Origin of the sequence: Pseudomonas sp. NFACC13-1 (assembly GCF_900104425.1) — a bacterium.
Lineage (GTDB): Bacteria > Pseudomonadota > Gammaproteobacteria > Pseudomonadales > Pseudomonadaceae > Aquipseudomonas > Aquipseudomonas fluorescens_AA.
This window is the reverse complement of sequence record NZ_FMXV01000012.1, coordinates 23,590-47,465: the sequence shown is the minus strand read 5'-3', so window position 1 is coordinate 47,465 and position 23,876 is coordinate 23,590. Positions and strand designations below refer to the sequence as shown.

At 61.9% G+C, this 23,876-nt stretch carries 22 protein-coding genes; 11 read left to right on the top strand and 11 right to left on the bottom strand.

Annotated features, from left to right (window positions below; genetic code table 11):
* Positions 1-809: 809 nt before the first annotated feature.
* The 7 genes from BLQ55_RS16195 to BLQ55_RS16165 all read right to left on the bottom strand — a co-directional run bounded on the left by BLQ55_RS16195 (position 810) and on the right by BLQ55_RS16165 (position 9,482).
* Positions 810-1,376 carry a GNAT family N-acetyltransferase gene (locus BLQ55_RS16195; RefSeq protein WP_092202790.1) on the bottom strand — a complete coding sequence of 189 codons (567 nt, stop codon included), beginning with the start codon at positions 1,374-1,376 and terminating at the stop codon, positions 810-812.
* 319 nt (positions 1,377-1,695) lie between these two features.
* The gene (locus tag BLQ55_RS16190; protein WP_092202792.1) at positions 1,696-2,466 is read right to left on the bottom strand and encodes an electron transfer flavoprotein subunit beta; all 771 of its coding nucleotides are present in this window, start codon (positions 2,464-2,466) and stop codon (positions 1,696-1,698) included.
* A gap of 13 nt (positions 2,467-2,479) precedes the next feature.
* Positions 2,480-3,700 (bottom strand): electron transfer flavoprotein subunit alpha, encoded by a 1,221-nt coding sequence (locus tag BLQ55_RS16185; RefSeq protein ID WP_092255118.1) that lies wholly within the window; start codon positions 3,698-3,700, stop codon positions 2,480-2,482.
* Entirely contained in the window at positions 3,700-5,649 is a 1,950-nt protein-coding gene (dgcB, locus tag BLQ55_RS16180; protein WP_092202796.1) for a dimethylglycine demethylation protein DgcB, read from the bottom strand. The genes BLQ55_RS16185 and dgcB overlap by 1 nt, the downstream gene beginning before the upstream one ends.
* Before the next feature lie 169 nt (positions 5,650-5,818).
* On the bottom strand, positions 5,819-7,879 hold the full coding sequence (dgcA, locus tag BLQ55_RS16175) for a dimethylglycine demethylation protein DgcA (protein ID WP_060740286.1): 2,061 nt from the start codon (positions 7,877-7,879) through the stop codon (positions 5,819-5,821).
* A 15-nt stretch (positions 7,880-7,894) separates the two neighbouring features.
* On the bottom strand, positions 7,895-8,425 hold the full coding sequence (locus BLQ55_RS16170; RefSeq protein ID WP_030139308.1) for a DUF5943 domain-containing protein: 531 nt from the start codon (positions 8,423-8,425) through the stop codon (positions 7,895-7,897).
* A 79-nt stretch (positions 8,426-8,504) separates the two neighbouring features.
* Positions 8,505-9,482: a dipeptidase gene (locus tag BLQ55_RS16165; RefSeq protein WP_030139307.1), complete on the bottom strand. Its 978-nt coding sequence runs from the start codon at positions 9,480-9,482 to the stop codon at positions 8,505-8,507.
* 235 nt (positions 9,483-9,717) lie between these two features.
* On the opposite strand from BLQ55_RS16165, the gene BLQ55_RS16155 reads away from it, so the two are divergent.
* The 4 genes from BLQ55_RS16155 (at position 9,718) to BLQ55_RS16140 (ending at position 11,231) form a co-directional block, all read left to right on the top strand.
* The gene (locus BLQ55_RS16155) at positions 9,718-10,119 is read left to right on the top strand and encodes a lysozyme inhibitor LprI family protein (protein ID WP_092202800.1); all 402 of its coding nucleotides are present in this window, start codon (positions 9,718-9,720) and stop codon (positions 10,117-10,119) included.
* A 101-nt stretch (positions 10,120-10,220) separates the two neighbouring features.
* The gene (locus BLQ55_RS16150) at positions 10,221-10,475 is read left to right on the top strand and encodes a type II toxin-antitoxin system RelE family toxin (protein WP_092255113.1); all 255 of its coding nucleotides are present in this window, start codon (positions 10,221-10,223) and stop codon (positions 10,473-10,475) included.
* A complete protein-coding gene (locus BLQ55_RS16145; RefSeq protein ID WP_092202802.1) occupies positions 10,459-10,782 on the top strand; it encodes a helix-turn-helix domain-containing protein in 324 nt (107 codons plus the stop codon). The genes BLQ55_RS16150 and BLQ55_RS16145 overlap by 17 nt, the downstream gene beginning before the upstream one ends.
* 32 nt (positions 10,783-10,814) lie before the next feature.
* Complete coding sequence (locus tag BLQ55_RS16140) at positions 10,815-11,231, top strand: DUF3010 family protein (RefSeq protein WP_092202804.1); 417 nt, start codon at positions 10,815-10,817, stop codon at positions 11,229-11,231.
* Positions 11,232-11,435: 204 nt separating this feature from the next.
* Here the strand turns inward: BLQ55_RS16140 and BLQ55_RS16135 are convergent, their stop codons facing one another.
* Together BLQ55_RS16135 and BLQ55_RS16130 are read right to left on the bottom strand one after the other, a co-directional pair.
* Complete coding sequence (locus BLQ55_RS16135) at positions 11,436-12,611, bottom strand: AAA family ATPase (RefSeq protein ID WP_092255110.1); 1,176 nt, start codon at positions 12,609-12,611, stop codon at positions 11,436-11,438.
* Between the two features lie 68 nt (positions 12,612-12,679).
* On the bottom strand, positions 12,680-13,639 hold the full coding sequence (locus BLQ55_RS16130; RefSeq protein WP_060740279.1) for a GlxA family transcriptional regulator: 960 nt from the start codon (positions 13,637-13,639) through the stop codon (positions 12,680-12,682).
* A 193-nt stretch (positions 13,640-13,832) separates the two neighbouring features.
* On the opposite strand from BLQ55_RS16130, the gene choX reads away from it, so the two are divergent.
* From choX to BLQ55_RS16100, 6 genes are all read left to right on the top strand, one after another.
* A complete protein-coding gene (gene choX / locus BLQ55_RS16125; RefSeq protein WP_092255107.1) occupies positions 13,833-14,777 on the top strand; it encodes a choline ABC transporter substrate-binding protein in 945 nt (314 codons plus the stop codon).
* Between the two features lie 71 nt (positions 14,778-14,848).
* Positions 14,849-15,736, top strand: coding sequence for a 3-dehydrocarnitine:acetyl-CoA trimethylamine transferase CdhC (locus BLQ55_RS16120; protein WP_060740277.1), 888 nt, complete (start codon positions 14,849-14,851; stop codon positions 15,734-15,736).
* A gap of 142 nt (positions 15,737-15,878) precedes the next feature.
* Positions 15,879-16,844, top strand: coding sequence for an L-carnitine dehydrogenase (locus BLQ55_RS16115; RefSeq protein ID WP_092202810.1), 966 nt, complete (start codon positions 15,879-15,881; stop codon positions 16,842-16,844).
* 161 nt (positions 16,845-17,005) lie between these two features.
* Positions 17,006-17,482 carry a thioesterase family protein gene (locus tag BLQ55_RS16110; protein WP_092202812.1) on the top strand — a complete coding sequence of 159 codons (477 nt, stop codon included), beginning with the start codon at positions 17,006-17,008 and terminating at the stop codon, positions 17,480-17,482.
* Positions 17,483-17,501: 19 nt separating this feature from the next.
* Positions 17,502-18,665 carry a gamma-butyrobetaine dioxygenase gene (locus BLQ55_RS16105; protein ID WP_092202814.1) on the top strand — a complete coding sequence of 388 codons (1,164 nt, stop codon included), beginning with the start codon at positions 17,502-17,504 and terminating at the stop codon, positions 18,663-18,665.
* 380 nt (positions 18,666-19,045) lie between these two features.
* Positions 19,046-19,306: a hypothetical protein gene (locus BLQ55_RS16100; protein ID WP_092202816.1), complete on the top strand. Its 261-nt coding sequence runs from the start codon at positions 19,046-19,048 to the stop codon at positions 19,304-19,306.
* 143 nt (positions 19,307-19,449) lie between these two features.
* On the opposite strand, the gene BLQ55_RS16095 is transcribed toward BLQ55_RS16100, so the two are convergent.
* Together BLQ55_RS16095 and BLQ55_RS16090 are read right to left on the bottom strand one after the other, a co-directional pair.
* Complete coding sequence (locus BLQ55_RS16095) at positions 19,450-20,553, bottom strand: choline metabolism transcriptional regulator GbdR (RefSeq protein WP_060740272.1); 1,104 nt, start codon at positions 20,551-20,553, stop codon at positions 19,450-19,452.
* Positions 20,554-21,119: 566 nt separating this feature from the next.
* Positions 21,120-22,496: an L-serine ammonia-lyase gene (locus BLQ55_RS16090; protein WP_092255105.1), complete on the bottom strand. Its 1,377-nt coding sequence runs from the start codon at positions 22,494-22,496 to the stop codon at positions 21,120-21,122.
* A 425-nt stretch (positions 22,497-22,921) separates the two neighbouring features.
* On the opposite strand from BLQ55_RS16090, the gene BLQ55_RS16085 reads away from it, so the two are divergent.
* On the top strand, positions 22,922-23,869 hold the full coding sequence (locus BLQ55_RS16085; RefSeq protein ID WP_092202820.1) for a choline ABC transporter substrate-binding protein: 948 nt from the start codon (positions 22,922-22,924) through the stop codon (positions 23,867-23,869).
* Positions 23,870-23,876: the final 7 nt, after the last annotated feature.

Here is a 23,876-nt window from a genome sequence, read left to right as displayed (position 1 = left end):
CGACAGACCTGCGTCAAGGCTAGGCCTTAGAACTGTATGAAATTTGATCTATCGCGATTGGCGCTATGCGGGCCGTGGCCTGCAGCGTTTGGCGAACAAGTTATCCACATGGCCGCCCACAGCAAATGGGGACAAGTGTGCGTATGTTGGGCATTTTCTCGGTGGCAAAGTGAATAAAAACCGTGACTTATGGACAATCACGGTTTTCCGGGGGCATCGGTTGTTTTTTGACCAAATCCCCGTAAGCCCCGCCAAGCATGGGCTGTGGCGGTGAGCAAACACCTTATCCACAGAAGCGCCAACAGTGTTTGGGGGTAATTTTGACGATTCTGTGGAAAACCCTTTGGGAGGCTTGTAAATCGCGGTTTTCGGGAAGTTTTACCGATAAAAACCGCCAATCGATCATTTTATGATCAACCCACTGAACGCCCCGTCCCATATGGCTTGCAGCGTTGAGCGAACATCTTATCCACAGAAGCGCCAACAGAGATTGGGGGCAAGTTTCGCCTGAGAGGAGTCGTTATTCACAACAAAAAGCCAATAAAAACCGTGGGTTAGACTGGCTACTTTTTGATCGCAGGCTGGTAGGGCCCGATTTGCATGGGGTGCAGCAAGGGGCGAACAGGTTATCCACAGAGGCGCGCACAGGGATTGTGGGTAAACACATGTCCCTGTGGGAGCGAGCTTGCTCGCGATGGCGGTGCGTCAGTCAACATCGATGCCACTGATCTACCGATATCGCGAGCAAGCTCGCTCCCACAGGGATTTGGGCCAACCTGTGCCCCGCGCCAGGGTTGCCGCTGTGCCGGCTAAGGCCGATGCATGAGGTAGGCTGCCCCCGTCACCCGAATCATCGGATGCGGGACGACCTGACAGGTTTTGACGATGCCAAAGCCATGGCGCTCATAAAAACGCCGGGCGCCGGTATTCGCGGCGTAGTCGATCAGGCTCAGGCCCTTGAGTGCCAGTTGATCGGCACGCTGTTGCGCCAGTTCGAGGAAGCGAACGCCCAGCCCCTTGTTACGCCAGCCTTCATGCAGGGCCAAGCTTGAAATATAGAGGGTGTCGGGCACTTCCATGTCGGCGTAGGGCGCCAGGATCGGGTCTGTGACTGGGGCCGCCTGTGGATCATGGCGCGTGACATAAGCGTGCATCATGCCGATGACCTGTCCGTTGGCCTGGGCGACAAGGCAGTTCTGGTAGGAAAAATCGACACCTTCCCGGGCATAACGCGCAGCGCCCACGTCAAGGAGATCCTGGCCGGGCTCTGCCAGCTGGCTCCAGATGTAATCCGACGCACCCTCCGAGGAGATCCGGAACAAACGAGCGATCTCCCGTGTATCCGTGGGCAAGGCCGGACGAATTGCTACTTCCATTGATAGGACTCCATTGGCGATGAAACGACCTTTTTCACCCACAGGCTTGAGACGCGGCAACCCGCCAGGCCAGCGGTTTTATGACCGGATGTTGCAGTAGGTCAGGTGGGTGTTTTTGAGCGCAGGCCTGGATGGCCTGGTTTACGGCGGGGGCCAAGCAGGTTATCCACAGAGGCACACACAGCAATGGTGGGCAAACACTGCCCTCCTGTGGGAGCGAGCTTGCTCGCGATAGCGCGTGTCAGCGCAGAAGATGCAACCTGACATACCGCCATCGCGAGCAAGCTCGCTCCCACAAAGGATTCAGGTATTCCTGGGTTTAGCGAACAACCCCTTCCTCAATCAACAACTTGAGAATGGCCTCGGCCCCGGCCTCCGGGCTCACGCCCTTGAGCACTTGCCCGCCTCCGCCGCTGGCCTTGGCCGTGGCGGCTTTCATGCGGTCGGCGCCGCTCTTGGCCTTGATCACTTTCAAGCGCTTGGGGCGTGGCTTGGCCGGTTGCAGGGTCGCCACCGCCAGCAAGGTGTCGTCGATCACTTCGACTTCCTCGGCATGCAATGCCCCACGCCGGGCCGGGCCGTAGGCGCTTTGCCGAGGTTTTGGCGCGGCGTTATCCACAGTGGCCAGGAATGGCAGGCGCACTTTGAGACGGCGTCGTTGGCCGCGGGGCAAGGCTTGCAGCACCAGCGCCACGCCGCTGTCGATGGACTCGACCTGGGCCAGTCCCACCACCAACGGCCAACCGAGGTTTTCCGCCAGCAGAAAGGGAAGCATGCCCGAGCCTTCACCGGTTTCCGCCTGGCTGCCGGTGAGCACCACTTGGGCACCAGCGTCACGCAGATAGTCGGTCAGGGCCGGCAGGGCGTCGCCCCCGTCGGGATTTTCCAGGACGTGGAGTTCATCCAGGCCCATGCCCAGGTAGGCGCGCAGGGCCGGTTCGGCCACGTCACCGGCGTGCAGCACTTGCAGGTCGTTGCCGGCCAGTTGCAGGCCGAGCTCCACGGCCCGGGCGTCCTGTTCGGCGCGCCGGGGCCGACCGGAAGTGGGGTGGGCGCCGATGGACACGAGGCTGATCACTTGGGTACTCATCAACTTATCCTTCTTAAGCCGCATCGCGCTTGGCTTCGTTGCGGTAAGCCTCTACCGCCGCGATCAAGGCCTGGAGAATCGCCGCGCTGTCTCCGATCACCGACAGGTCTGCCCGTTTGATCATGTCGCAGCCCGGGTCGAGGTTGATCGCCACCACCTTGTCGCAGGCGCCAATGCCCTGCAGGTGCTGGATCGCCCCGGAAATCCCCACGGCCACGTAGACCCGTGCCGTGACCCAGGTCCCCGACGCGCCGACCTGGCGATCCCGGGCCATGAAGCCGTCGTCCACCGCCACCCGCGAAGCGCCTTCGGTGGCGCCCAGGGCCGCGGCGGTCTGGTGGAACAGCGCCCAGTCCTTGACCCCGTTGCCGCCAGAGAAAATGAATTCGGCCTCGGCCATCGGGATCGCGCCCGGGTCCACCGCCACCGCACCCAGATCTTCGATACGCGACAAGCTGCGGGCCACGCTTGTGGATAACTCCACCGGCAAGGCTTCGTGGCGGGTTTCGCTGACCGGTTCGGCGCATTCGGCCGCAGCCAGGATCAAGCGCGCCAACGGCCGGGCCAAGTCTTGCAGGCCCGCACCGGCGCGGCCAATGCACTCCTCGCCCTTGACCTGCCAGACCCGTGTGGCCGGACGCTCGCCCAGGGCTGCGGCAAAACGCCGGCCCAGTTCACCGCCACCGGTGCGGCTGTCGGGCAGCAGCCAATGGCGTGGGTTGAATTGGTTATCCACAGCCCGCAGACCCTGGACCCGTTGTTCCGGTGCATAACCGCTGAAGGCCTCACCTTCCAGTACCAGCAAGCGGTCGACACCGGCCGTGGCGAAGGCGTTTTCCTTGTGCTCGCCGAAGACCACGGCCAGCACCGCGCCGTCCGTCCCCGCAAGCTGATGGGCCAGGCCCAGCAGATCGCGGTCGTGGCTGCTGAGGCGACCACCGACCATGTCCGGCACCACACTGATGTAGAACGCCGGTTGCGCTACTTGATGCAGCGGCAATTGCACTTCGGTCGCGGCGGTACGCTTGGTCGCGCCACCCTGCTGGGCGCCGCTGCGGTCGATACGCTTGATGCCGTTGGGGCCGATGAAACCGATGCCATGGACGTTCTTGCGGATGACACCGTTGGGGCCCATCCAGCTGTGCTGGACCGGTTGCATGGCCGCGTGCAGCGGGTGCAGGCGGTTGCGGGCGATCCACTCGGCGCGAGGGTCGCGGCGGATGATGTCGCTCATTAATGCACCTCCGCAGGTTCACGTTTGGCTGGGGCCACGGGCTTGCTCGGGGCTGCGTCTTCCAGCAGTGCGTCAGCCACCAGTTCGGCAATGTCCTTGATCATTGGCCGCGGTTCGACCACGCCTTCGAGCATCGCGGTGCACTGTGGACAACCCACCGCCACCAACTCAGCGCCGGTTTCGCGAATGTCGTCCATGCGCATGTCAGGAATCCGCTGCTTGCCTGGGATGTCGGTGATCGGCGCGCCGCCACCGCCGCCGCAGCAACGCGAGCGGAAACCGGAACGCTGCATCTCCTTGACCTCGATACCCAGCGCACGCAGCACCTGGCGCGGCGCCTCGTATTCGCCGTTGTAGCGGCCCAAGTAGCACGGATCGTGATAGGTCACGCTGTCGCCCTTGTGCTGGCCTAGGTTCAGGGCGCCGGCGTCGATGATTTCCGCCAGGTAGGTGCTGTGGTGCTGCACACGGTAGTTGCCATTGAAGGCGCCGTATTCGTTTTTCAGCACGTGGAAGCTGTGGGGGTCGCAGGTGACGATGCGGTTGAAGCTGTATTTGGCCAGGGTCTGGATGTTGCGCTTGGCCAACAGCTGGAACGTCGCTTCGTCACCCAGGCGCCGGGCCACGTCGCCACTGTCGCGTTCTTCGAGGCCGAGCACGGCAAAATCGATTTTCGCCGCCTTCAGCACTTTGACGAAGGCGCGCAGGGTGCGCTGGTTGCGCATGTCGAAGGCACCGTCGCCGACCCAGAACAGTACGTCGGTGGATTTCTTCTCGCTGAGCAGGTCCAGGTTCAGGTCCGCCGCCCAGTTCATCCGCCCGCCCGGGGCAAAGCCGCCAGGGTTGTCGGTGGCGATGAGGTTTTCCAGCACCTCGGCGCCCTTGTTCGGCGTGGCGCCTTTTTCCAGGGTCAGGTGGCGACGCATGTCGACGATGGCATCGACGTGCTCGATCATCATCGGGCACTCCTCGACGCACGCGCGGCAGGTGGTGCAGGACCACAGGGTCTCGGCGTCCACCAGGCCGTTGACGATCGGCTGATGGGGATTGCCCGCATGCTCGCCCACAGGTTTGCCCGGGTATGGGCTACCCGCGAATTTCGCATCGGTGCCGCCGGCCAGGCCGACGACCATGTCCTGGATGAGCTTTTTCGGGTTCAGCGGCTGGCCGGCCGCGAACGCCGGGCAGGCAGCCTCACACTTGCCGCACTGCACGCAGGCGTCGAAGCCCAGCAGTTGGTTCCAGGTGAAGTCCTTGGGTTTCTCCACGCCCAGTGGCGCGGCGGGATCGTTCAGGTCCAGCGGCTTGAGACCGGTGGAACGGCCGCCGCCAAAGCGCTCGGCACGGCGGTGCCAGGCCAGGTGCAGGGCACCGGCGAAGGCGTGCTTCATCGGCCCGCCCCAGGTCATGCCGAAGAACAATTCCGACACGCCCCACAGCACACCGACACCCAGGACCGCCGCCACCAGCCAACCGCCGAAGTTCTCCGGCAGGATGCCCGCCACCGGCAGGGTCACCAGGAAGAACGACGCCGAAAACGCCAGCAGGCTTTTCGGCAGGCGCATCCAGGGGCCCTTGGACAAACGGGCGGGCGGATTGCGCCGACGCAGGTAGACGAAGATAGCACCGACGAACATCACGGCCGACATCAACAGCAACGCATAGCCGAGGAAGCGGTTATGCAGGCCAAACCCGTGGACCAGGATCGCCAGCACCACCGACGCCACCGCACCACCGGCCGTGGCCACGTGGGTATTGGCAATGTATTTGTCCCGCGCCACTACGTGGTGCAAATCCACCATGTAGCGCTTGGGCATGGCAAAGAGACCGCCGATCAGGTCGACCTTGGCCGGTCGTCCCCGGCGCCACATGTTCACCCGCCGCAAGGCGCCGAGGACCGCGAGGCCCAGGGCTGCGAACAGCAGGATTGGAAGAAGGGTGTTCAGCATGGTGAAGCTCCCAAAGACCTCAGGTCTTGCAGGCACAGAAACCTGGATGTCTTGCTCGATCCCTGTGGGAGCGAGGCTTGCCCGCGATGCGATCGACTCGGTCAGTCAGATGCGCCATGTCGCATTTATCGCGGGCAAGCCTTGCTCCCACAGGGTTATCCACAAGCCGTTAGAAATCCTTGCACAACCGCAGGGCGTCGTAGATGGCCGCGTGGGTATTACGCTGGGCCACGCAGTCACCGATGCGGAACAGCAGGTAGCCATCGCCGCTCTGCTCCAGGCACGGTTGGGGCTTGATCGCGAACAAGGCTTCGACGTCGATCTGGCCCTTGTTGCGCGAACCTTCCTTGAGCGCGTAGTAGATTTCTTCGTCCGGCCGCACGCCGTTTTCCACCACCACCTGGTCCACCACGCGTTCTTCCTTGGCGCCGGTGTATTCGTTCTCCAGCACCGCCACCAGCTTGTCGCCTTCGCGGTAGACCTTCTCCAGCATCATGTCCCCGGTCATGATCACTTCCTTGGGGTACATGCTGCGGTAGTACGTGGGGAACGAAGTCCCGCCAATGGCCACGCCCGGCTTGATATCGTCGGTGACGATCTCGACCTGGCTGCCTTTGTCGGCGAGGAAGTCGGCCACCGACATGCCGGTGAACTCGCAAATGGTGTCGTAGACCAGCACGTTCTTGCCCGGCGCGACCTTGCCGTCGAGCACGTCCCAGCTGCTGACCACCAGCCCTTCGGCGGCGCCCCAGTGTTCGTTCTGCTCCAGGAACGGATGGCCGCCGACGGCGAGCACCACCACGTCCGGACGCAGGTCCATGATCGTCGCCGCGTCAGCCGCCACGCCCAGGCGCAGGTCGACTTTCAGCCGCGCCAGTTCCAGTTGGAACCAGCGAGTGATACCCGCGATCTGGTCCCGTTGCGGGGCTTTCGAGGCGGTAGTGATCTGCCCGCCGATGAATTCCTTCTTCTCGAACAGGGTCACGTCGTGCCCACGTTCGGCAGCGACACGCGCCGCTTCCATCCCGGCCGGGCCGGCACCGACCACCACCACTTTGCGCTTGGGCCCGGTGGACTTCTCGATGATGTGCGGCACGCCCATGTATTCACGGGACGTCGCGGCGTTCTGGATGCACAGCACGTCCAGGCCTTGGTATTGGCGGTCGATGCAGTAGTTGGCGCCCACGCACTGCTTGATCTGGTCGATCTGGCCCATCTTGATCTTGGCGATCAGGTGCGGGTCGGCGATGTGGGCACGGGTCATGCCGACCATGTCGACGTATCCACCTTCCAGGATCCGCGTGGCCTGGTTCGGGTCCTTGATGTTCTGCGCGTGCAGCACAGGGACCTTGACCACTTCCTTGATACCGGCGGCCAGGTGCAGGAACGGCTCCGGTGGATAACTCATGTTCGGGATGACGTTGGCCAGGGTGTTGTGGGTGTCGCAACCCGAGCCCACCACGCCGATGAAATCCAGCATGCCGGTGTCGTCGTAGTACTTGGCGATCTGCTTCATGTCCTCGTGGGACAAGCCGTCCGGGTGGAACTCGTCGCCGCACAGGCGCATGCCCACGCAGAAATCGTCGCCCACTTCGGCGCGCACGGCCTTCAGCACTTCCAGGCCGAACTTCATGCGGCCTTCGAAGCTGCCGCCCCATTCGTCGGTACGCTTGTTGACCCGCGGGCTCCAGAACTGGTCGATCATGTGCTGGTGCACGGCGGACAGCTCGACGCCGTCCAGGCCACCGGCCTTGGCACGCCGTGCCGCCTGGGCGTAGTTGCCGATCACCCGCCAGATTTCTTCCGGCTCGATGGTCTTGCACGTGGCACGGTGCACCGGCTCACGCACGCCGGACGGCGACATCAGGGTCGGCCAGTTGAAGCCGTCCCAACGCGAGCGACGGCCCATGTGGGTAATCTGGATCATGATCTTGGCGCCATGCTTGTGCATGGCGTCGGCCAGGTTCTGGAAGTGCGGGATGATGCGGTCGGTGGACAGGTTCACCGAGCTCCACCATTCCTGCGGGCTGTCGATGGCAACCACCGACGAGCCACCACAGATGGCCAGGCCGATGCCGCCCTTGGCCTTTTCTTCGTAATACTTGACGTACCGGTCGGTGGTCATGCCGCCGTCGGTGGCGTAGACCTCGGCGTGCGCGGTGCTGAGCACGCGGTTGCGGATGGTCAGCTTGCCGATCTGGATCGGCTGGAACATTGCTTCAAAAGCCATGGCGCGATCCTCGACTTACAACGGCTTGACGATGAACAGGCCGTCGTCGTGGCCTTCTTCGGAACCGCCGTAGACCTGCTCGGCCACGGTGCGGATCGAACTGCCACGAGCGGCGAGGATCTGGTCCATGGCGCCGGCGAACCAGCCGGTGAACATGTAGTCGACCTTGCGCCCGACCTTGCCATACACATAGACGAACGCCGAGTGTTCGAGCTTGACGCTGGCGGTGCCTTTATCCAGGTCGATGTCCTGGATCTTGAACAGGCCCCAGCCACGCTGGGACAGGCGCTTCATGTAGTGCTCGAACACCGCGACGCCTTCCAGGCCGTGGCATTCGGCTTCTTTTTCACACCAGTGCCAGGCGGATTTGTAGCCGGCCTTGTAGAGAATCTCGGCGTAGGCGTCGGCGCCCAGCACTTCTTCGATGCCCATGTGGTTGTTGACGAAGAAGTGACGCGGTACGTACAGCATCGGCAGGGCGTCGGACGTCCAGACACCGGTTTCGCTGTCGACTTCGATAGGCAGTTGCGGGGCGATCTTGGCCATGAAAACTTGACTCCGGAAATTCGTGGTATTGCCTGCGGCGCAGAGGGCCGCAGGTAGAGGATTAGCGATGCGGCGGCGATTATTCGCCCCAGACGTCTTTCAGCACGTTGACCCAGTTTTCACCCATGATCTTGCGCACCACCCGCTCAGGATGGCCGCGCTTGAGCAGCGTCTCGGTGAGGTTCGGGAACTCGCCCACGGTGCGGATGCCCAGGGGGTTGATGATCTTGCCGAAGCTGGTCAGACGACGGGCGTAGCCCTTGTCGTGGGTCAGCATTTCGAAGAAATCCTGGCCGTGGCCCTGGGTGAAGTCGGTACCGATGCCGATGGCGTCCTCACCGACGATGTTCATGGTGTATTCAATGGCTTCGGCGTAGTCGTCGATGGTCGAATCGATGCCCTTGGCCAAAAACGGCGCGAACATGGTCACGCCGACGAAACCGCCGTGGTCGGCGATGAACTTCAGCTCTTCATCGGATTTGTTGCGCGGGTGCTCTTTCAGGCCGGACGGCAGGCAGTGGGAATAGCACACCGGCTTCTTCGATTCGAGGATGACTTCTTCGGAAGTCTTGGAACCGACGTGGGACAGGTCGCACATGATGCCGACACGGTTCATCTCGGCGACGATCTCGCGACCGAAGCCCGACAGGCCGCCGTCACGCTCGTAGCAACCGGTGCCGACCAGGTTCTGGGTGTTGTAGCACATCTGCACCACACCGACGCCCAGCTGCTTGAAGATCTCGACGTAGCCGAGCTGGTCTTCGAAGGCGTGGGCGTTCTGGAAGCCGAAGATGATGCCGGTCTTGCCCTGTTCCTTGGCGCGACGGATGTCGGCGGTGGTTTTCACCGGAATCACCAGGTCGCTGTTCTCGCGGATCAGCTTCTGGCTGGCGACGATGTTGTTGATGGTGGCCTGGAAACCTTCCCACACCGACACGGTGCAGTTGGCCGCGGTCAGGCCGCCCTTGCGCATGTCTTCGAACAGGTCGCGGTTCCACTTGGCAATGATCAGCCCGTCGATAACGATGCTGTCGGCGTGCAATTCGGCTGGGCTCATCAGGCAGTCCCCTTTTGTCAGCGATTCATGCGCCGAATCGTGTGCCGGCGCTTTGGGGCCAGCATATGCCTGAGGGCCGTCGCGACCCGGTGCAAAAACGACAGGGGAATTGCCGAAAGCGTCAATCCACGACAATGGGCTACGACAGGCCCGCCCTGCCCGTCTGTTCTTTACCCGACGGTTGCGCCAGAATCCGTCGCATCACTGGTTTTCACTGGACTTGAGCGGCAACGCGATGAAATCAATCTTCCTGGCTTTGGCACTGATCAGCACCCTGGCACATGCAACCGAAGACACCGAGCCCAATCCCTGCGACGAAGTTGAAAACGACGTCCAGACCCTGGCCTGCTCGGCCTACGGCAAGACCGCCGCCGAACAACTGCTCAACGAAAACCTGCAGAGCCTCTTTGAGCGCCTGCAAACCCGCTACGCCAGCGACAAGGCCCAGCTCAACGACATCACCGCCAAGGTCAAGGCCGCCCAACAACTGTGGCTCAAACAACGCGACGCCGATTGCGCCATCGCCGCCTTCCCGGCCAAACCCGGCAGCGAAGCCTACAAAATCGCCGAAAACGACTGCATGGCCCAGGTGAGCGATGATCGGTCGGAGTTTTTGGAGTCGATTGGGCAGGATTGAAGGTTATCCACAGAGCAATATCCAGACACCTTTCATGCGTTGGCCCTGGAAAGAATATAAGTCAGGATTCGCAAATCTTATAAAAGACTTATATTCTTTCCATGAACACTATCCACTGGACCAGAAAAGCCGTTAAGCAGCTTCTGAAATTGCACTCAGCCCATCAGGCCCAAGTTCGGGATGCCGTTACGTCGCTCGCCCAGATGCCTGATGTGGTCAACGTCAAAGCGCTTGTCGGTCATGACTATGCGTACCGCCTGCGGGTAGGCAACTACCGAGTCATGTTCGATTGGGACGGGGCGATCAAGGTCGTCAGCATTCAAGAGGTCAAGAAACGCGATGAACGCACCTACTGATATTCAGATCATCAACGATGCAGACGGAAACCCGGCATTTGTGGTCATTCCGTACGCACAATACGTTGCACAAAAACTGGAACCCGATCTGATCCCTCACGAAGTGGTCAGCCGTATCGTCGACGGCGCTACGCCTATCCGCGCCTGGCGCGAACACTTGAAGCTGACTCAGGATGAAGTCGCCAGGCGACTGGGTATTTCTCAACCGGCGTTTGCCCAGCAGGAATCGGTCGCAAAGCCTCGCCGGGCTACTCGAGAGAAAATTGCCGCTGCCTTTGGTATCCATGCTGATCAGTTAGAGCTGTAAGCTGTACGTCATCACCGAGCAAAGAGACTCCCATGAAAACCTGCGGCATCGAAATCAAAGGCAGCGAAGCGATCATCGCCGTTGCCTCGCTGGATCAGCAGACGCTGACCCACATCGCCCTGAATACCAAGAAAATCGCCCTGGACGACGATGACGAAGCCGCCAACGTCAAGGCGTTTGCCGCTCAGGTACGGGCGTTCGTGGTCGAGAATGGCATCGAACGCATCGCCATCAAGAAGCGCAGCAAGAAAGGCGAGTTCGCCGGCGGACCGACCACGTTCAAGATTGAAGGGGTTTTCCAGTTGCTGGAAGGCTGCGAGGTGACACTGCTGTCACCGCAGACCCTCAACGCACAGCACAAGAAACACGACTTCGCCTTGCCGGCGACGCTGAACAAGTATCAGCACGAGGCGTACAAGGCGGCGTGCTCGGCATTGATGAAGAAATAGACCTTTTCCAGCCGAACACAATACCTGTGGCGAGGGAGCTTGCTCCCGCTCGGCTCTGTAGGAGCTGGCGAAGCCTGCGATCTTTTGATCTTTCGCTTGGGATTCAAGTGTCTGGGGAAAGATCGCAGCCTCGTTGCACTCGGCAGCTCCTACAGGCCGCACCCAGCGGGAGCAAGCTCCCTCGCCACGGGATATTTTCAAAATTCAATGTTGCTGGCGATACCCCTTCAACCAATCCGCAAACGCTTTGTCCTCCAAGGCGTAACCACCGCGATTGGACTTCCACACCAGTTCCTTGTCACGCAGCGCGTCGATGCAGGATTGGATGGTCTGGGTGCCAGGCACGACTTCGCTGCCCATGCTCCTGAGCACCTTGCCCACGGCGTCCAGCGTTGAATCGGTGAAGGGCGCAAAGGGTTCGTTGTTTTGCGAGCGCTCGGCCATGACCTGCAGCACTGCCCGTTGCGGCACCGTCAAAGCGTTCCAGGCGCTTTCAAACTCGGTCCAGACGCCAGCACGGAGCATTTGCGCGCTGTTGCGCAGCAATTCGCCCAAGTGGCTCGCCTCACCCAGTTCCAAGGCAATTTCGCCGATGATGCTGCGCAGCATTTCAGGGCGGCGCCCTACCAACTCGAAGGCCTGGTCCAAGTCATCGGCATTGAACTGATTGGTTTGGGCCAGATGCGCGTTCAAATGGGCAGCGTAGGCTTTGGTGAACTCTTTACCCAGCAATGGGAACGCGGTGATGCTGGATCCGTAGAACGGTTGGTTACGGCTGAGTACCAAGTGCGCGAGTTTGTCGCGATTGGAGCCGGTGAACACCAGGCGCAGGCCGCTGGTATCACCCTCGCGCCCTTGGTTGAGTTGGTCGCGGGCAGCCTTGAGGGCGAACATGGCGTTGACCCCGGCCTCGGAGGTCAACGCATGCTGGGCTTCGTCGATCACCAGCACCACGGTTTTACCGGCCGCACTGTGCAACAACTCCAGCGCCTGGGTCAGCGTCGCCCCTTCGGGCAGTTGCGGCAGGCTGAAATCCCAGGACAACGTGCGCAAGAAGCTGAGTTTGTCGATGCCCATGGATTTGGCCAGCTTGCGGATCCCCTTTTCATAAGGCACCAATGCCCCGGCGATTGCCGAAGCGATCAGGTCGGCAGGGTCTTTCTCCTTGTTGGCCCACAGGTCGACATAGACCGCGAGCCAGCCGCGGGTTTCGCACTCGGGAATCAAGTCTTCACGCAGGAACGTACTTTTTCCGGTACGTCTCGGCGCGGCCAGGAACAGGCCTGAGGTGTAATCCTGGATCCCGGCGCCGACCAGCCCATCGACAATATTGCGGGCCAGATCAGGGCGCCGGAATACAAAACCGGGGTGCTTGGACATGGTTTTATACTCAATTATGGCGACAGGTATAATTTATAGTCACGAGTATAATTAAGTATAAAAGCCTGTCAAACCACCTCCCGCCCATCCCCCTGCCGCCGCCGATCCTCCCGTGGACAACGCGCGAACCGTGCCCGGTAACTGCGGGTGAAGTACGACGGTGACTCAAAGCCACAGGCGATGCTCACTTCCAGCACGCTCATGTCGGTCTGGCGCAGCAGTTGCCGGGCCTTCTCCAGGCGCAGGCGCAGGTAGAAGTTGCTCGGGGTGTCGTTCAGGTGCAGGCGGAACAGGCGTTCGAGCTGGCGGCGGGTGACGTTGATCGACTCGGCCAGGGCCAAGGTGCTCAGGGGCGGTTCGCTGTGGGTTTCCATCTCGCCGATGACGTGCACCAGCTTCTTGTTGCGAATACCATAGCGGTTGGCGATTTCCATGCGCTGGTGGTCTTTGCGCGGACGGATGCGGCCGAGCACGAACTGTTCGCTGACCTGGATCGCCAGCTCCGAACCGTGGGCCTGGCCGATCAGGTCGAGCATCAGGTCGATGGACGCGGTGCCACCGGCGCAAGTGATGCGGCGACGGTCGATTTCAAACAGCTCCTGGGTCACGCCAAGCTGCGGATAAGACTCCTTGAACGCCTCGATCGCTTCCCAGTGCAAGGTCACGCGATGCCCTTCCAGCAGCCCCGCCTCGGCCAGGACCACGCTGCCGGTGTCGATGCCGCCCAGGATCACGCCTTCGTTGTCCAACCGATGCAACCAGCGCTCCAGGGCCGGGGTGGCGAACTTCAGTGGTTCGAATCCCGCCACCACCCAAAGGGTCGCGCCCTTCTTCAATGGCTCCAGCGCGGCATCGGCGTTGACCGACATGCCATTGCTCGCCAGCACCGCCCCGCCATCGACGCTCAACACATGCCAGCGATACAGCTCGCCACGAAAACGATTGGCGACCCGCAACGGCTCGATGGCCGAGATGAAACCGATGGCTGAAAAGCCCGGCATCAACAAGAAGTAAAAATCCTGGGACATGGAGCGCACTCGGTCGACGGGTAGCGTGCGGACCTTGATACGCCAGTTGCAAGCGTCGTTCAAGGGTGCAGGTCGCTGCAGTGCAAGAGCACGTCGCCGCTGTGCGTTTTGCCACGCTTCGGGCTGCGTAACTTGGCATCACCGGCGCACAGACACCGGGGCCCCATAACAATAAGCTGCCGAGGAACCCGACATGAAACGACTGATCAGCTCCTGCGTTCTTGCACTCAGCGCTACCACCTTGATGAACGGCGCCGCCATGGCCGCTGAACCCGCCGCGTGCCAGAACGTGCGTCTGGGCGTGGTCAACTGGACCGACGTCATCGCCACCAGCGCCCTGACCCAAGTGATGCTCGACGGCCTCGGCTACACGACCAAGCAGACCAGCGCCTCCCAGCAAATCATCTTCGCCGGCATTCGTGACCAACGCCTGGACCTGTTCCTGGGCTACTGGAACCCGCTGATGACCCAGACCATCACTCCATTCGTCGAAGCCAAGCAGGTCAAGGTCCTGGAACAACCCAGCCTCAAGGACGCCCGCGCCACCCTGGCCGTGCCGACCTACCTGGCCGACAAGGGCTTGAAGAGCTTCGCCGACATCGCCAAATTCGAAAAAGAGTTGGGTGGCAAGATCTACGGCATCGAACCCGGCTCCGGCGCCAACACCCAGATCAAGGCGATGATCGCCAAGAACCAGTTCGGCCTGGGCAAATTCCAACTGGTGGAGTCCAGCGAAGCCGGCATGCTCGCCGCCGTGGACCGCGCCGTACGGCGCAAGGAAGCCGTGGTGTTCTTTGGCTGGGCACCGCATCCGATGAACGTCAACGTGCAAATGACCTACCTCACCGGCAGCGAAGACGCCCTCGGCCCGAACGAAGGCATGGCCACCGTCTGGACCGTCACCGCGCCGAACTACGCCGAGCAATGCCCGAACGTCGGTCGCTTGCTGAGCAACCTGACCTTCACCGCCGAAGACGAGAGCCGGATGATGCAGCCGCTGCTCGATCACAAGGATCCACTCGAATCGGCCCGGCAATGGCTCAAGGATCATCCGCAAGACAAGCAGCGCTGGCTCGACGGCGTGACCACCTTCGACGGCAAGCCGGCCGCCGACAACCTGAAACTCACCAGTAACTGACCAACCGTTCTCCCTCTGCGCAGCACCCAACGGCTGCGCGGTGACTCACCACGCCTGAAGGAATCCGCACCATGAACCACGACGTCATCATCACCTGCGCACTCACCGGTGCTGGCGACACGACCGCCAAGAGCCCCCACGTGCCGGTCACCCCGAAACAGATCGCCGCCGCTGCCGTCGAAGCCGCCAAGGCCGGTGCCACCGTGGTCCACTGCCACGTCCGCGACCCGCAGACCGGCAAGTTCAGCCGCGATGTGGCGCTGTACCGCGAAGTGATGGAGCGCATCCGTGAGGCGGACGTGGACATCATCGTCAACCTCACCGCCGGCATGGGCGGTGACTTGGAAATCGGTGCGGGCGAACGGCCGATGGAGTTCGGCCCCAACACCGACCTGGTGGGTCCGCTGACCCGCCTGGCCCACGTCGAAGAGCTGCTGCCGGAAATCTGCACGCTGGATTGCGGCACCCTGAACTTCGGCGACGGCGACACCATTTACGTCTCCACCCCGGCGCAACTGCGGGCCGGGGCCAAGCGGATCACCGAGCTGGGAGTCAAGGCCGAGTTGGAAATCTTCGACACCGGGCACCTGTGGTTCGCCAAGCAATTGATCAAGGAAGGCCTGCTGGACAACCCGCTGTTCCAGCTCTGCCTGGGCATCCCATGGGGCGCGCCGGCCGACACCACCACCATGAAAGCCATGGTCGACAACCTGCCGGCCGACGCGGTATGGGCCGGCTTCGGCATCGGCCGCATGCAAATGCCGATGGCCGCCCAGGCAGTGCTGCTGGGGGGCAACGTGCGGGTCGGGCTGGAAGACAACCTCTGGCTGGATAAAGGCGTGCTCGCCACCAACGGCCAACTGGTGGAGCGCGCTGGCGAAATCCTCAGCCGCCTCGGGGCGCGTGTGCTCACGCCGGCTGAAGGTCGCAAGAAAATGGGCCTGGCCCAGCGCGGCTGAGCCGAACCTGCGCATAACCCTGTGGGAGCGAGCTCGCTCGCGATAGCGATATTCCTGCCTTCGAAGAGGCGTTGGATGTACCGCCGCCATCGCGAGCAAGCTCGCTCCCACAGGTGATCTTCACTCTTTTCAGGACATCACCATGAGCTTTATCACCGACATCAAGACCTTCGCCGCCCTGGGCAGTGGTGTAATCGGCAGCGGCTGGGTCAGCCGGGCCCTGGCCCATGGCCTCGACGTTGTCGCCTGGGACCCGGCACCAGGTGCCGAGGCGGCATTGCGCAAACGCGTCGCCAACGCTTGGGGCGCGCTGGAGAAACAGGGCCTGGCCCCTGGTGCCTCGCAGGATCGGCTGCGCTTTGTCGCGACCATCGAAGAATGCGTGCGCGACGCCGACTTCATCCAGGAAAGCGCCCCCGAGCGCCTGGAACTGAAGCTCGAATTGCACGGCCAGATCAGCGCAGCCGCCAAGCCGAATGCATTGATCGGCTCCAGCACGTCGGGGCTGTTGCCCAGCGAATTCTACGAAGGTGCGACCCACCCGGAACGCTGCGTGGTCGGACATCCGTTCAACCCGGTCTACCTGTTGCCGCTGGTGGAAGTGGTCGGTGGCAAGCACACCGCGCCCGAAGCCGTGCAAGCGGCCATGCAGGTGTATGAATCCCTCGGCATGCGGCCGCTGCACGTACGCAAGGAAGTGCCCGGCTTCATCGCCGACCGACTGCTCGAAGCGCTGTGGCGCGAAGCCCTGCACCTGGTCAACGACGGTGTCGCCACCACGGGGGAAATCGACGATGCCATTCGTTTTGGCGCCGGCCTGCGCTGGTCATTCATGGGCACGTTCCTGACCTACACCCTGGCCGGTGGCGATGCCGGCATGCGGCACTTCATGGCCCAGTTCGGCCCGGCACTGCAACTGCCCTGGACCTACCTGCCAGCGCCGGAGCTGACCGAAAAGCTGATCGACGATGTGGTGGACGGCACGAGCGAGCAATTGGGCAGCCACAGCATCTCGGCCCTGGAGCGCTATCGTGATGACTGTTTGCTGGCGGTGCTGGAGGCGGTGAAGACCACCAAGGCCAAGCATGGCATGGCTTTCGAAGAGTAAACCCTGTTTTAGGGCCAGCAGGTCTGGCCCCATCGCGAGCAAGCTCGCTCCCACAAGGATTTCGCGGTGTGAACGCTCTTTATCTCCCCCGGAGATCCCTGTGGGAGCGAGCTTGCTCGCGATAGCGCCAGCCCAGTCACCCCAATTGTCGGACCTGAATCATGCCCACCCTCACCACCTACCAGACCCGCATCCTCCCCGAATGGGTCGATTACAACGGCCATCTACGCGATGCTTTCTACTTGCTGATCTTCAGCTACGCCACCGACGCGCTGATGGACCGGCTCGGCCTGGACAGCCAGAACCGCGAAGCCAGCGGTCACTCGCTGTTCACCCTCGAACTGCACCTCAACTACCTGCACGAAGTGAAACTCGGGGCCGAGGTGCAAGTGCACACGCAGATCATCGGCCACGACGCCAAACGCCTGCACCTCTATCACAGCCTGCACCTGGTGGGTGGTGATAAAGAACTGGCCGGCAATGAACAGATGCTGTTGCACGTCGATCTGGCGGGCCCGCGCTCGGCGCCCTTCACGGAGCAGACCCTGGCCCGGCTCGACGCCCTGCTTGATGAGCAATCCGACCTGCCGACCCCGACCTATATCGGTCGGGTCATCGCCCTGCCCCCCGCCCGGTAAGCTTCGCACAGGAGATCGCATGAACACCGCCGCCGCTTTTGCCGACTTCCGCCGTTATCCCCTGATCTTTGCGTTGACCGCCGCCACCCCCTTGGCCGATCGGGTGCAAGTCACATGGGCCGATGGCCGGACCAGCCCCTTTCATCACCCATGGTTACGGGACAACTGCCCTTGCCCCCAATGCGTCTACAGCGTCACCCGCGAGCAGGTGCTGGAAATCGTCGATGTCGCTGAGGACATGGCCCCCGGCGCGATTCGCATCGACGACGAAGGCTGCCTATGCGTGGACTGGCAGGACGGCCATCAGAGCCGTTTTGACCCGGGCTGGTTGCGCGCCCATGCCTACGATGATCAATCCCGGGCCGAGCGCCTGGCGAACAAGCCCCGGCGCCAGCTGTGGCGGCACGACCTGCCACTGCCGGTGTTCGATTACCCGGCGCTGATGGACGATACCGACGCATTGCTGCAATGGTTGCTGGCGCTGCGCGACATCGGCCTGACCCAAGTGCGCGGCGTGCCCACCGAACCCGGTTCGCTGAAACGGGTAGCCCAACGCATCGCCTTCATCCGCGAGAGCAACTTCGGCGTGCTGTTCAACGTGCAGTCCAAGGCCGATGCCGACAGCAACGCCTACACCGCTTTCAACCTGCCGCTGCACACCGACCTGCCGACCCGGGAGCTGCAGCCGGGGCTGCAGTTCTTGCATTGCCTGGTGAATGACGCCGACGGTGGCGAGAGCATTTTTGTCGACGGTTTCGCCATTGCCGAAACCCTGCGCCAGGAAGACCCCGAGGCCTTCGACGCCCTGTGCCGGATTCCGGTGGAGTTTCGCAACAAGGACCGCCGCAGCGACTACCGCTGCCTGGCGCCGATCATCGCCCTGGACGCCCTCGGACAGGTCTCGGAAATCCGCATGGCGAACTTCCTGCGTGGGCCGTTCGACACCTCGGCCGAGCAGATGCCCAAACTCTACCGTGCCTACCGCCGCTTCATCGCCCTGACCCGCGAGCCACGCTTTCGCGTGGTGCAGCGTCTCGAACCGGGCCAGCTCTGGTGCTTCGACAACCGCCGCACCCTTCACGCCCGCAATGCCTTCGACCCGGCCTCCGGGGCACGGCATTTCCAGGGGTGTTATGTGGATCGGGATGAGTTGTTGTCGCGGATTCTGGTGTTGCAGAGGTAGACCGCGTCATCGTTCATCGCGAGCAAGCTCGCTCCCACATCAGATCTGTGAACGACACAACCCCTGTGGGAGCGAGCTTGCTCGCGATAGCGCCCTGACGAACAACCCATCACTCCCTGATTGTCACAGACAAAAAAATCCCCGATCAAGCCGTGACAGGATCGGGGCAGGTTGCGTTACTGGAGGAGCTGTCGCGCGAGGGTGACCAAACCATCGTGATTCAGCTTGGGGCCAGTGTGCCCAGTCCAGGCCTGGGCAAGTTAACCGAAAACGACGCCTCCATAGTCATTCATGACATTGCGACCATTTGCCCTTGCCGCCGCTTCGGGTGGCTACCAGAATCGAGACACGACCCCAATCCCTGAACAAGGAAAAGCGTCATGATGCACGCCGATTTGATCGACCAGGAAGACCTGCTGGGCCATCTCAAGGCCCTGGGACTGCAGATACCCAGTGGCTCCACTGCCGAGCAGGCATGCGAGTGCGCAGTGCGGGGGCTGGACAGGGCCCGCGCCAATGAACTGCGGCGGATGGTCAAGGACATGTACACCAGCAGCGCCACCATCCTGCCGGCCGTGCGCCAGGCAATCGACAAGCAGCTGTTGCCGGCGCTGACGGATTACCAGCAAAACCACAGCTGATCCTGGTCCCTGTAGGAGCTGGCGAAGCCTGCGATCTTCTAATCTTTCACTTGGGACTCAAATGTCTGGAGAAAGATCGCAGCCTCGCTTCGCTCGGCAGCTCCTACACAGCGCCAGCAGGCCCAGCGGGGGCAAGCTCCCTTCTAGAGCCTCACGCTGGCAAACGTCGATTCATTACGCGCCTGGCTCAGCGCCGACAGCGGCCCGGACAGTGGCGACAGCACCAGCGCCTGCGGCAGCGGCATCATCGCCACCTGTTGCGTGGTATTGGAACCAACGCGCTCGTCCCGCGGCGGAATGCCGAAGTATTCGCGGTAGCACTTGGAGAAGTGCGGGGTGGAAACGAAGCCGCACACCGAGGCCACCTCGATGATCGACATCGGCGTCTGCTTGAGCAGTTGCCGCGCACGAATGAGCCGCAGCTTGAGGTAGTAGCGCGACGGTGAGCAGTGCAGGTATTTCTGGAACAACCGCTCCAGCTGACGCCGGGACACGGCGACGTACACCGCCAGTTCGTCCAGGTCGATCGGCTCTTCGAGGTTGGCTTCCATCAACGCCACGATTTCCTGCAACTTCGGCTGGTTGGTGCCAAGCATGTGCTTGAGCGGCACACGCTGGTGATCCTGCTCGTTGCGGATACGCTCGTAGACAAACATTTCAGAGATCGCCGCCGACAGCTCACGACCGTGATCGCGACTGATCAGGTGCAACATCATGTCCAGCGGCGCGGTGCCACCGGAGCTGGTGAAGCGGTTGCGGTCGAGGGTGAACAGGCGGGTGCTCATCGATACCCGCGGGAACGCTTCCTGCATCGCCGCCAGGCATTCCCAGTGCACGCTGCAATCGAAACCGTCCAACAGGCCGGCGCAGGCCAGGGCCCAACTGCCGGTGCAGACCGCGCCGAGGCGACGGGACTGGCGGGCCTGGCTCTGCAACCACGACACGTGTTCACGGGTCACGGTGCGCTGGATGCCAATGCCACCACAGACAATGACGGTGTCCAGGGGCGGCGCCTTGTGCATGGAGGCGTCGGGGGTGATCTGCAAACCGTCGCTGGCCCAGACCTGGCCGCCATCGACCGTGAGGGTGGTCCAGCGATACAGCTCGCGACCGGATAGCTGGTTGGCCATGCGTAGCGGTTCCACCGCGGACGCCAGGGAAATCAGCGTGAAATTGTCCAGCAGCAAAAAGCCGATGGATTGAGGCGCACGGTTCTGGGGTTGGGCCCCGGAGTTGGACGTCGTCATCGCGGTATCTCCTCACACAAAGCGGGTGATGGCCTCAGGCGGAGGCTCTTGTTATTGCCACGTTCTCTTGCGCGAGACAGGGCTTTATCGGGATAGAGCAATTGCCATGCCTAAAATTGAATGTGTGTTCAATAAATCCTGAAAACGACATCGCGGCCCGTCTATATAAGGCGTGCATCGCGTCCGGGTTTTAGGTGCCGTCAATGGCTGCAGGTACCGCTTACAGAAGGCTGTGAGCAGTTCGGTAGCACTTGTGGGAACTGGGCTGCGCGGCTTGCGCAAGGAGTAGCACCACAGGTGCGGGTGACGGACGGTCGAGCGCGATTCAGCGGTTGGCCCGGCAACAGGCGCCTTGTCTGTTTGCGACGCGCTAAAAGGTGGCGTGTTTCAGGATGGGTGTGCATTTTGTGAGCAACTTGAGGTCCTTGTGGCGAGGGGATTTATCCCGCTGGGCTGCGAAGCAGCCCTAACCTCAAACACCTCGGTGTATCAGAAAGAACGTAGGGGGCCGCTGCGCGGCCCAGCGGGGATAAATCCCCTCGCCACAATAAATCTGCAACCTCAGGTCAGCACTCCACCGCACTGACCGCCAAACCACCGCGCGAGGTCTCTTTATACTTGTCATGCATGTCGGCACCGGTATCACGCATGGTGCGGATCACCCGGTCCAGGGAGATGAAATGCTGGCCATCCCCGCGCAGGGCCATTTGTGCGGCATTGATGGCCTTGACTGCGGCGATCGCGTTGCGCTCGATGCACGGCACCTGCACCAGGCCGCCCACCGGGTCGCAGGTCAGGCCGAGGTTGTGTTCCAGGCCGATTTCCGCCGCGTTGCACAGTTGCTCCGGCGTGGCCCCGAGGATTTCCGCCAGGCCCGCCGCCGCCATGGCGCAGGCCGATCCTACCTCGCCCTGGCAACCGACTTCGGCGCCGGAGATCGATGCGTTCTTTTTGCACAGGATCCCGATGGCCGCCGCGGCTAGGAAATAATCCACGACGTTGGCGTCGGTGACCGCTTCGCTGAATTTCATGAAGTAGTGCAGCACCGCCGGGATGATTCCCGCCGCACCGTTGGTCGGCGCCGTGACCATGCGGCCGCCGGCCGCGTTCTCCTCGTTGACCGCCAGGGCGAACAGGTTGACCCACTCCATGGCGCTGAGGGTCGAGCCGATGACATTGGGCTTGTTCAGCTCTTGCAGGCTGCGGTGCAACTTGGCCGCCCGCCGGCGCACATTCAAACCGCCCGGCAGGATGCCTTCGTGCTTGAGGCCCTGCTCGACGCAATCCTGCATGGCCCGCCACAGTTTCATCAGGCCACTGCGGATCTCGTCTTCGGACCGCCAGACCTTTTCGTTGGCCAGCATCAACTCGGCTACCCGCAAGTTGTGGGTACGGCACAGCTCAAGCAATTCTTCGGCGCTGGAGAAATCGTAAGGCAGCTCAGTGCTGTCCAGATCCACCACACCACTGGAGGCCTGGGCCTGATCGACGACAAAGCCACCGCCGACCGAGTAATAAGTGTCACGGTGCAGCTCACCGTCGGCGCCCTCGGCCACCAGCGTCATCGCATTGGGATGGAACGGCAGGTTCTCGTCGATCAGGCGCATGTCCCGGGACCATACGAACGGCACCGGCAGGCGACCGTCGAGCAGCAGGGTCTGGGTTTCACGCAGCAGCTCGATGCGCGGGCCGATCTGCGACGGGTCGATTGCGTCCGGCCACTCCCCCATCAGGCCCATGATCACGGCGTTGTCGCTGCCGTGGCCGATGCCGGTGGCCGACAGCGAACCAAACAATTGCACCTCGACCCGGCGCACATCATTGAGCAGGGCCTTTGCCTTGAGCGCTTCAACGAACAGCGCCGCGGCACGCATGGGGCCCACGGTGTGGGAACTGGACGGGCCGATACCGATTTTGAACAAGTCGAAAACGCTGATTGCCATTGCCGATAACCTCCAGAACAGGCACATCCGGGCGCAGGAGCGTCCGGTGACGGAGCTGCTACGCTCAACGCCGGGATGGCCGCATCATCCGGTTTTTGCCTTGGCGCCCGACGTCTGACACCGACGCAATCATGCCCACCAGCGCCGCCCGTCCCTGACCCCGGTTCTGCGGCGTTTTTCTGCGTGTCAGAGGCCCGTCAGGGGCGGAAAAAATCTGTAAACGACGTCACCGACACTGGATGCGACCATCCCTGTACTGGATACGACTCACCCTGTAGGCGTCAGATTTGCACTGGTACATGATCGGTTACGGCTCGTTTGCAAGGCCGCGTGTCAGAGAGTGCCCACGCGCCACCAACCGCAACATCCAATTAAGCGTGGTTGTCCTGACCGGACACCGCCGATAAAACACCAGGAGTCCACCCATGAAAGGTTCCAAGCCGTTGTTGTTGGCCGCCATGCTGAGTCTTCCGATGCTGGCCAACGCTGCAGAACCCGAAAAGTGCAGCACCGTCAACTTCTCCGATGTCGGCTGGACCGACATTACCGTGACCACGGCGACCACCAGCGTGGTGCTGGACGCGCTGGGCTACAAGACCAAGACCACCATGATTTCCGTGCCGGTGACCTACAAGTCCCTGGCCGATGGCAAGAACATGGATGTATTCCTCGGCAACTGGATGCCGACCATGGAAAACGACATCAAGGCCTACCGCGAAGCCGGCACCGTGGAAACCGTGCGCACCAACCTCAAGGGCGCCAAATACACCCTCGCCGTACCCCAGGCCCTGTATGACAAAGGTCTGCATGACTTCGCCGACATTCCCAAATTCAAGAAAGAGCTGGACGGCAAGATCTACGGCATCGAGCCGGGCAACGACGGCAACCGCCTGATCCAGAGCATGATCGAAAAGAACGCCTTCGGCCTGAAGGACGCCGGCTTCAAAGTCGTCGAGTCGAGTGAAGCGGGCATGCTCTCGCAGGTCGACCGCGCCTCCAAGCGTGGCACCGACGTGGTGTTCCTCGGCTGGGCGCCACACCCGATGAACACGCGTTTCAAGATCCAGTACCTGACCGGCGGCGACGACTTCTTCGGCCCCGACTTCGGTGCCGCTACCGTGGCGACCAACACCCGCAAGGGCTACAGCCAGGAATGCAGCAACGTTGGACAACTGTTGAAAAACCTGGAGTTCACCGTCGACATGGAAAGCCAGCTGATGGGCAACGTGCTCGACGACAAGATGAAACCTGAGGCCGCGGCCAAGGCCTGGCTGAAGAAAAACCCACAGGTACTCGATACCTGGCTCGCTGGCGTGACCACCATTGACGGTAAACCTGGCCTGGAAGCCGTGAAAGCCAAGCTTGTGCAATAACTGCCTA